The organism is Kribbella alba (assembly GCF_039529635.1).
Taxonomy (GTDB): domain Bacteria; phylum Actinomycetota; class Actinomycetes; order Propionibacteriales; family Kribbellaceae; genus Kribbella; species Kribbella alba.
Genome location: NZ_BAAANE010000003.1, coordinates 499,307 through 507,979, shown reverse-complemented (window position 1 = coordinate 507,979; position 8,673 = coordinate 499,307). Strand labels below are relative to the sequence as shown.

General features: G+C 67.8%; 6 protein-coding genes. 3 read left to right on the top strand and 3 right to left on the bottom strand.

From position 1 onward, the window contains the following. Positions 1–914 precede the first annotated feature (914 nt). Positions 915–1,739, top strand: coding sequence for a DUF3097 domain-containing protein (locus tag ABD210_RS06670; RefSeq protein WP_344109896.1), 825 nt, complete (start codon positions 915–917; stop codon positions 1,737–1,739). Here ABD210_RS06670 and ABD210_RS06665 read toward each other — a convergent pair. Beyond that, positions 1,714–4,299 (bottom strand): DUF3376 domain-containing protein, encoded by a 2,586-nt coding sequence (locus tag ABD210_RS06665; RefSeq protein WP_344109894.1) that lies wholly within the window; start codon positions 4,297–4,299, stop codon positions 1,714–1,716. The genes ABD210_RS06670 and ABD210_RS06665 overlap by 26 nt on opposite strands. A 148-nt stretch (positions 4,300–4,447) precedes the next feature. Between ABD210_RS06665 and ABD210_RS06660 the strand changes: the two genes are divergently transcribed. Together ABD210_RS06660 and ABD210_RS06655 are read left to right on the top strand one after the other, a co-directional pair. Then, positions 4,448–5,140 (top strand): hypothetical protein, encoded by a 693-nt coding sequence (locus ABD210_RS06660; protein ID WP_344109893.1) that lies wholly within the window; start codon positions 4,448–4,450, stop codon positions 5,138–5,140. Next, positions 5,133–5,975 carry a hypothetical protein gene (locus tag ABD210_RS06655; RefSeq protein ID WP_344109892.1) on the top strand — a complete coding sequence of 281 codons (843 nt, stop codon included), beginning with the start codon at positions 5,133–5,135 and terminating at the stop codon, positions 5,973–5,975. The genes ABD210_RS06660 and ABD210_RS06655 overlap by 8 nt, the downstream gene beginning before the upstream one ends. A gap of 26 nt (positions 5,976–6,001) precedes the next feature. On the opposite strand, the gene ABD210_RS06650 is transcribed toward ABD210_RS06655, so the two are convergent. Together ABD210_RS06650 and ABD210_RS06645 are read right to left on the bottom strand one after the other, a co-directional pair. Then, positions 6,002–7,015, bottom strand: a complete 1,014-nt coding sequence (locus ABD210_RS06650; protein WP_344109891.1) for a LacI family DNA-binding transcriptional regulator — start codon at positions 7,013–7,015, stop codon at positions 6,002–6,004. A gap of 262 nt (positions 7,016–7,277) precedes the next feature. After that, complete coding sequence (locus ABD210_RS06645) at positions 7,278–8,600, bottom strand: ABC transporter substrate-binding protein (protein ID WP_344109890.1); 1,323 nt, start codon at positions 8,598–8,600, stop codon at positions 7,278–7,280. Between the last annotated feature and the right edge of the window lie 73 nt (positions 8,601–8,673).

Here is an 8,673-nt window from a genome sequence, read left to right as displayed (position 1 = left end):
CGCCACACCCACCCCACTACCCGGCCCGACCCGCCGCACCGTCGTCCAAATTTCGGCGGGTCGCGCCGGTAAGTGACGCCACGACGGCGGGTCGAGCCGGGAAGACGAGCAGAGAGCGGCGCGTCGAGCCGGGAAGTCGCAGCCACCCGGCGGGTCGATCCGGGAAGTCGCAGCCACCCGGGTGACCGGCCAGTCGGGTGGCCACCCGGGGTCACCGGGTCGCCGGGGCAGGAAAGGTCTCCAGCGCTGGCCGACCGGACCCCACCAATCACTACCCGGCTCGACCCGCCACACCCACCCCACTACCCGGCCCGACCCGCCGCACCGACGCGACTACCCGCGTCGACCCGCCGAACCGTCGTCCAAGTTTCGGCGGGTCGATCCGGTAAGTGCGGCCACGACGGCGGGTCGAGCCGGGAAGACGAGCAGAGAGCGGCGCGTCGAGCCGGGAAGTCGCAGCCACCCGGCGGGTCGAGCCGGGAAGACGCAGTTCCCAAGAAGCGGCGCGTCGAACCGGGAAGTCAAGCCACCCGGCGGGTCGATCCGGGAAGACGCAGTTCCCAAGAAGCGGCGCGTCCAGCCGGGAAGCCGCAGCCACCCGGCGGGTCGATCCGGGAAGACGCAGTTCCCAAGAAGTGGCGCCTCGGAGAAGCTGCTGGTCACCAGTGGCGGCGCGATCCATGGCTACGACGTGCCGCGGCTGGAATCGGCGTCCGCCGACCCGATGGCGGGTTTTGGGACCGATAGCGGCTGCATTTGGCGCCAGTCGACGAACCGGCGCCTTCGGAGTCGCTTGTCGCACCTGATCGCCGACAGCGGCGGGGTGGTGGGGGTCCCGGAGGACGCGCGGGCGGTTCGGCGTACGGGGTGTGTGGTTGAGCGGTAAGCAGCCCTGCAGGACATACGGTTGGGCGGTGGCTGATCGGTATGGGAATGACGTGCTGGCTGGGGATTGGCGGAAGCCCAAGAACGGGCGGACCGTCGATCTGGTGATCGAGAAGGGGCTCGTGGTCGAGGAGCCGAGCTCGGGGTTCGTCGGGGCCGTGGTTCGGTGGGAGCACGGGGTGGTGGATCTGGAGGACCGGCACGGGAGGATCAAGACGTATCCGCTCGGGCCCGGGTTCTGGGTGGACGGTAAGCCCGTGAACCTGATCGCGCCGAGGAAGGCCGGACCTGCCAAGAAGACCCGTACTGCGTCCGGGTCGGTGGCGGTGAGCGACGTTCGGGCGAAGGTGGCGCGAGCCAGCCGGATCTATGTCGAGGGTCGTCACGACGCCGAGCTCGTGGAGCGGGTCTGGGGTGACGACCTGCGGATCGAGGGGGTCGTCGTCGAGTATCTCGAAGGCGTCGACGATCTGCCGGGCATCGTCAACAGGTTCCAGCCCGGGCCGGGGCGAAGGCTCGGCGTACTGGTCGATCACCTGGTCGAGGGGTCGAAGGAATCGAAGATCGCGGCGCAGGTGACGAACCAGCATGTGCTCGTCGTCGGGCACCCATTCATCGACATCTGGGAGGCCGTCAAGCCGTCCTCGCTCGGGATCGCCGCCTGGCCGAAGATCCCGCACGGGCAGGACTGGAAGAAGGGTGTGCTGCAGACCTTCGGCTGGCCGGCGACCGACCAGGCGGACGTCGCCGCGGCCTGGAAGCACATCCTGTCGAAAGTTCGGAGCTACGCCGATCTGGATCCGGAATTGCTCGGCCGGGTCGAGGAGCTCATCGATTTCGTGACGCAGGACTGATCGGCGGTATCCGCTTCTCGATCCAGGCCTGGATCCGCCGGCGTTGGCGGCGCACGAACCAGGCTGCGGCCAGCAGCGCCGCACCGGCGGCCAGAACCAAGCCGGCGAGCAGCGACGCGATGATCCTGATCGCGGCGACCTCGACGACGCCGGCGATCACGAGCAGCGCAACAGCGGCACCTAAGGCTGCCAACGGCAACCATTGCTGGACGATCATCGGACGCTTGGCCGCCGACAGCTCGACGTCCTTCACCAACCGCTGCCACAAGCTTTGCCTGGCCGGTTCAGCGAACCATCGGGCGCACTGCAGCAACCATGAGCCTGGCTGGTGCTTCCGCGCGGCCATCGCCTTGACCCAGTCGCCGAACTGTTCGTTGAGTCCGCCGGACACCTCGACCATCCGATCGGCGAGTCCCTTCGTGGTGGCGATGCCCTCGCGGCTGGTGTTGAGCTCGTCCCGCACTGTCGTCAGCGCGCCCAGCCCGGCGTCGACGGGGAAGTCCACGGCCAGGCGTTGGATCTGCTCGGCGACCTTCTCGAGCTTCCAGTCCTCGGCTTCCAGCACCTGGCGTTGGGTCTCGCGGATCCAGTCCGGGTCGGCGCCGAGCATCGCGCCGAGGTGGGCGACGCAGTGCAGGCGGCCCATCAGCCAGTCCCAGCGACGCCAGTCGACCGCGCCGAACGCGCCGAAGTGCCCGACCTGGGTGCCGTAGAGGATCCGGTCCTTCAGGTCGTCCGCGATCGATCCCTCGGGCAGTTCGTCGAGCAGTGTCAGCGGAATGTCGGGGCCGAGCCGCAGGAACTGGAACGGCGCGCTGCGCTGCTGCGGGGTCCGCGCCGACGTACACCGCGACACGATCTCGACCTCGAGAGCCGTCTCGACGACGTCCGCGCCGACGATCTTGATCAGCGCCGCGAACTCCTCGCCCAGGGCGCGCTGCACCTGCAGCGCCTCGAAGATGTCAGCAAGCCCGACGGCGACCGCCTCGGCTCCCCCGGCGGGCCGAAGGTCGAGGTCGGCCTCGTTGAGCTCCTTCGACAACGCATCTCGCACCGCCACGACCTTCTGGAGGCTGTCGCTGGTCGCCTTCAACCGCCGCTCGAGGTCGGTTCGATCCGCCGGTGCCGCTGTGTCGATCCGCGTTCGCAACGACCGCAGTACCAGTCGTACTACGCGCTCGGCCGCGCCGATTCCCCAAGCCCAGCAAGGGTTTCCCTCGGCGTTGTGGAGCAGGGGTGCGGTCGAGCCGTCCGGACCGGGGACCCACGGATGGTCGGTGGCGAGCACCTCGTCGATCTGGGTCTCGGACAGTGCGCTCGCGGCATCGAGCACGGTCGACTGGTCGTGCGTCGCGATCGTCACGGCCTCCCAGACCCCACCAGCCGCCCGGCCGCGCGCATAGGTGGGCTGCAGCAGCCTGGCGGCTTCCCGCAGCCGGTCCCGCTCAGTTGGTTGCTCAATGCAACGATCGAACAACCGCTGCGAATCGGACCAGGACGCGTCCGCCTCCAGCAGCAAACGCTCCAGCTGTTCCACATCCGACCGGAAGTCCACCTCGCGCGGGAACTGCACGGCCGACAACGCCGCCAGCCGCCAGGTCGGCTCGGTCGCCTCCTGCAGCCGGGTCTCCGCCGAACCGATGCCGGCCGACGGTACGACGTACAGCACGTACCGGGTCGCGCGTCCGGACACCGGCCGGCGGGCCACCATATCCAGCACCGGCCCGAACGGCGCGTTGTCCAGGACGCCACCATCCACCAGCCAGGCGCCGGATTCCGCCTGATGCTGGCCGGGTTGAACCCGGGGCGGCGCCGCGGCCATCTTCGGCGTCTCCAGCACCGGGCCGAACGCCACCGGGAAGGAGGCCGAGGCACGAGCCGCGCGGGCGAGCAGTTCAGTGTCCTCCAACCCGTTCTTCTCCGCGAACGAGAACGCCCGCGTCTTCCCGTCGTACACGGCCACCCGCTCGCTGGTGAAGCTGAACAGATAACGATGATCCGGTACGACGAATCGCTCGCCGGCCGCGTCCCTCGCCTGGAACTGCTGAACCCCGAGTCCGGAAGCCGTCACGAACAACGTGACCGGCTCGGCGGCCGACGAGCTGCCCGCAGCGGCGACTCCTTCGAGGAGGTTGTTCAGCTCGCTGAGGAAGTACTTGCCGTCCAGCACCGAGGTAGACGGCTTCCCCGCGGCCGGGACCAGCTTGCCGACCTCCAGTGAACCCAGCCCGACCCATCGCTGCCGCAGCCACGGCCCGTGAGCGCCGTCGGGGTCGAGGGACGACCCGGACGAGATCGCCGTCGCCAGCAGTGATCCGTTCAGACCGCCCGCACTGGTGCCGGCGATCACGTCCACCACGACCCGGCGGCGTTCCCCGTCCCGATGACAAAGGTCGCGCCACCTGTCGGCGAGGACCTCGTCGTACGGCTGGGCGGTCTTGGTGCCGGAGGTGGAGGCGCGGCGGATCAGATCGAGCTCGTGTGTGACGCCACCCATCCAGACGGCCAGGCTCACCCCACCGTTCAGAACCAGCGCGATCCGGATCTCGTGGTCGGACATCTCAAGGCCCCCCTTGGTTCTCCTGTGTCACAGATACCACGTCCGTGACCTGCACCGACAGTCATCGCAGCAGAGAGTGAACAAACAAGAACACGAACTGTTGTCGACAAGCGCGGCCAGGCTCATTCTGACAGTGGGGGTGATCGTCATGTGCCCACTGCGAGAAGCGCTGGCCACCGGTTTGCTGGCGATCTTTGTCGGTCTCGGCGGCAGCAGTTGCTCTGACACCGGTGGTGGTTCGGGCGCCGACGGGAGCCCGTCGCCCACCGCGAACGGCGAGACCACGAACGAGCCGCCGATCGAGCCGACGGATCCAGAGTCGAGCCAGACTTCCCAGCGGAAGCCGTCCATCGACATCGCCTCGGCACCGATCGGCGGCAATGTCGACACCAACGAGAACTACCGGTGCGCCGAGGTCAACTGGCTGGGCAAGAGCCCGATTCCCGACGGCACCAGGATCGACCTCGGCCGGCCGCGCTTGAGGCCCGGCGGCATCTTCGTGCTGGACCAGACCGGTTGCCCGGGAGACTCGCGACCATGCGCGGGGGTCTGGTGGGCGACGGACAGCTTCAGGCCCTGCTACGTCGGCGCTCGCCAGGTCGCGGCCGGGAACGAGGATGTCAGCCTGATCATCCCGGTCACCGCCACCTGCGAGACCAAGGTGGACTGCCAGAGCCTGCTCGGCGCGGGTGGCAGCCAGATCTCCTTCAGCCCGGACGAGTTCTCGGATTCGCCGCCTCCCTCGGACTCACCGCCTCCCTCGGAGCCGCTGCCTCCCTCGGACTCGCTGCCTCCCTCGGAGCCGCTGCCTCCCTCGGACCCGCCGTCCTCGGATGGCTGACGAGAGGTCCCAGGCGGAGCGCTGGGTCAGCTTCGCCGCCGGCATCGTCGCGCCGGTGACGCTGATCAGCGGTCTGCTGTTCTACTTCGGCTACGTCTCCGCGCGCTCGCAGTACGAGTACTTCGGGATCGACGTCGACACGATCGGTCTGGGCACCCAGGCCTACGTGATGCGCAGCCCGCAACCGCTGCTCGTCCCGCTGCTCATCCTGACGTTGCTGGCGGTCGCAGGTCTGGTCCTGCACAACCTGATCCGTCGCCATCTGAGCCCCGCCCCGGTACGCCGTGCCCGCCTCGCCGCGATCGCCGTGCTCCTCCTGGGCATCCTCGGCCTGCTCGCATACCCGCTGATCGGCCACATGTCGTACTACGCCCTGCTCGTCCCGCTGGTGATCGGTCTCTCCGCGGCAGCCCTCGCGTACATCTCCTACCTGACCGGGAAGGTCGAACCAGAGTTGGGCAAGCAGCGCGTCCTGATCGCCCTGCTCGCGGTGGTCACCATCACCTGCGCCTTCTGGGCCACGGCAACCACTGCCCAGTACTCCGGACGCGGGCTGGCCAAGTCCGACGCCGAGCACCTGGACCGGTTCCCGGTGGTCATTCTCGATACCAAGGAGAAACTCCAACTCCGCTCCCCCGGGCTGGAGGAGACTGCCCTCCGGCCGGGCGCCGGCCAGACCTTCAACTACAGGTATCGGGGACTGCGACTGCTCGTCGTCGGGCAGAACAGGCTGTTCCTCGTGCCGCAGAACTGGAACGCCTCGAACACCACTCTGGTGGTTCCGCTGGACAGCTCGATCCGGGTCCAGTTCCAGTTCCAGAACGATCCACCGTAGTCCGGGGGAATCGCAGTACGAGAAGGTCAGGCGGAGCCGCGGATGATCAGTTCGGTGCTGAAGATCTCCGGGCTGGTCAGGTCGGCGCCGCCGATCTTGGCGAGGATGATCTCCGCGAGCCGAGCGCCGAGTGTTTCGATCGGCTGGCGAACCGTCGTCAGCTTCGGTGTCGTCGTGGTTGCCATCACCGAATCGTCGAACCCGACCACGGACACGTCCTCAGGGACGCGCCGGCCGAGCTCGGACAGGACCCGCAGCGCGGCTGTCGCCATCAGGTCCGACGCGACGAAGAGTCCGTCGAGATCGGGATACTCGGCGAACAACTTCACCGCGGCCTGCTCGCCTCCGTCGGCCGTGAAGTCGCCGTAGGCAACCGCCTCGGCCATCCCCGCCTCGGCAGCGACCTCCTGGTAGCCGGTCAGACGATCGAGCCCAGCGGTCATGTCGAGGGGTCCCGCGATCGTGCCGATCCTGCGACGCCCCTTGGACAGGAGGTACTCGACCGCAGTACGGGCGCCTGCCACGTTGTCGACGTCGACGCTCGCGACCGGTACCTCGACGCCGAGCGGGCGGGCGCTGAACACGATCGGCAGCGGCAGGTGCGCGAGCTCCTGCAGCACGTTGTCACGGCCGTGGTGGCTGACGATGATCGCGCCGTCCACGTGACCGCCGCGGAGGTAGCGCAGAAGCCTCTGGTCGTCACCCTCGGCCGGTTCGATCAACAGCACGAGCTGGGAGGAGGTCGGCGCGAGCGTCATGCTCACACCGCGAAGGATCCCGGCGAAGAAAGGGTCCGAGAACACCCTGCTGTCGGGCTCCGGTACGACGAGCGCGACCGAGTCGGTCCGTCGGGTCACCAGCGCGCGAGCCGCCCTGTTGGGGACGTAGCCGAGTTCGCCGATCGCGCGCTCGACGGCAGCGACCGTGTCCGGCAGCACCTTGGGTGATCCGTTCACCACCCGCGAGACGGTTGCGCGTGAAACGCCGGCGAGTGCCGCGACCTGCTCGAGAGTCGGAGAGCCACCGTCTTGGCCTTGCATCGACAACGGGCCTCCCTCCCTGGTTTCTGGTGTTCACACCGTAATACCTGCACAGCCCCCGCCGCCCCCGACGCCGCCGCTCCCACCCACCCTTTCCGCCTGGTGCCGGCCCTGACCAAGAGTGGGGACCTGGGACAGGTAGTCGGGGCCTTGAACACTTTATTTCGTGTCCGCGGTCCCTGTTTGGTGTTCAAGGTCGCCACTTCGGGAGTGCTGGCAGTCCGGGCCCGTCCCCGCAACATCACAACGTCCGGCTGTAGGACTAGCCGCCTTTTCGGATGTTCGCGGCCTGGTCGCTCTCCCGGAGCGCCTCTTTCCAAGCCGCGTCGGGCGATTGCTTGCCCTCGTCGACCCGGGCGAGCGCCAAGGTGAAGACCTGGTTGATCTCCCCGTCCCGTGGACCTTTGTGTTGCTTGAGGATCACGTTCTGGGCGCGGTTGATGAAGATCTGCCCGACCGGCGCGTTGTTGAAGTACGCGTTCACCTGCGACTTCACCTGAGGCGCGTCGTAGGCATCGACTGTCGAAGGGAACGAGCCGACCTTCTTGAACACCTTGATCTGCTGTTCCGGCGCGGTCAGCCACGCGGCGAGCTTGGCGGCCTCTTCGGGGTTCTCCGACTGGGTCGGCACGGTCAGGTACGAACCGCCCCAGTTGCCACCGCCGCCGGGGAACACGTCCGCCACGTCCCACTTGCCCTTGCCGAAGCTGCCCGCGTTGTCCTGGATCACGCCGAGAAGCCAGCCGGGGCAGGCCATCGTGGCGAACGCGTCGGTGCGGAACGCCTTGGTCCAGGCGTCGCTCCAGGCGGGGAGCTTCGCGGACAGACCTTGCTCGGTGCCCTGGACGATCTGGTCCCAGGTCTTCTTCAGCAGCGGGTTCTCGTCCCCCAGGTAGCGATCCTGGTTCGAGTAGTAGGCCTGGATCAGCTGGTTGCGCATCGCTTCCCAGGTGAGCACCGCCGAGTCGTACCAGGCCGAGTTCGGCACCGCCTTCTTGAACCTGCGCCCGTAGGAGAAGTAGGACGCCCAGTCCGGGAACAGCTTGGCCACCGCGACCCGGTCGGTCGGCAACCCCGCCTTGGCGAACAGGTCCTTGCGGTAGCAGATCGCCTCCGGACCGATGTCGGTGCCGTAGCCGATGATCCGGCCGTCGCCGGTGGTCGCGCCGGCCACCTTCCAGTCCAGCCAGCGCGACTTCAGGTCGTCGGCGCCGTACTTGCGCAGATCCACGAACTTGTCGGCCTTGGCCAGGTAGTTGTAGATCCAGCTGACCTCCATCGCCTCGATGTCGGCGAGGCCTGACCCGGCGGCCAGGTTGGCGTCCAGGTTCTTGATGTGCTCGTCGACCGTGGCGGCCTTGCGTTCGGTGATCTTGATGTTGGGGTGGGCCGCCTCGTACTCGCGGTAGAGATCGCTGTAGCCGAACTCGTTGAACGTCGCGATGGTCAGCTCGATCTTCGCGCCCGGATCGTCGGCGACGCCGGAGGCAGCAGTCTGGTCTTTGCCACCGCACGCCGAGGCCAGCAGGGTGAGGCTGCAGGCGAAGACGATCACGGCACTGCATTGGCGGGCACTGGGCCGCATGAGGAGGCTCCCTGAGGGGACGGGTTGAGAGCGCTCTCGATCGGAGAGTGACTGAAGTTTCGAGTGTTTGAAC

Bases quoted from the DNA above. Each gene is read 5' to 3' on its own strand.
- ABD210_RS06660 (WP_344109893.1), top strand. From the start codon at position 4,448: ATGTGCCCACTGCGAGAAGCGCTGGCCACCGGTTTGCTGGCGATCTTT.
- ABD210_RS06645 (WP_344109890.1), bottom strand. From the start codon at position 8,600: ATGCGGCCCAGTGCCCGCCAATGCAGTGCCGTGATCGTCTTCGCCTGC.
- ABD210_RS06650 (WP_344109891.1), bottom strand. From the start codon at position 7,015: ATGCAAGGCCAAGACGGTGGCTCTCCGACTCTCGAGCAGGTCGCGGCA.
- ABD210_RS06665 (WP_344109894.1), bottom strand. From the start codon at position 4,299: ATGTCCGACCACGAGATCCGGATCGCGCTGGTTCTGAACGGTGGGGTG.
- ABD210_RS06655 (WP_344109892.1), top strand. From the start codon at position 5,133: ATGGCTGACGAGAGGTCCCAGGCGGAGCGCTGGGTCAGCTTCGCCGCC.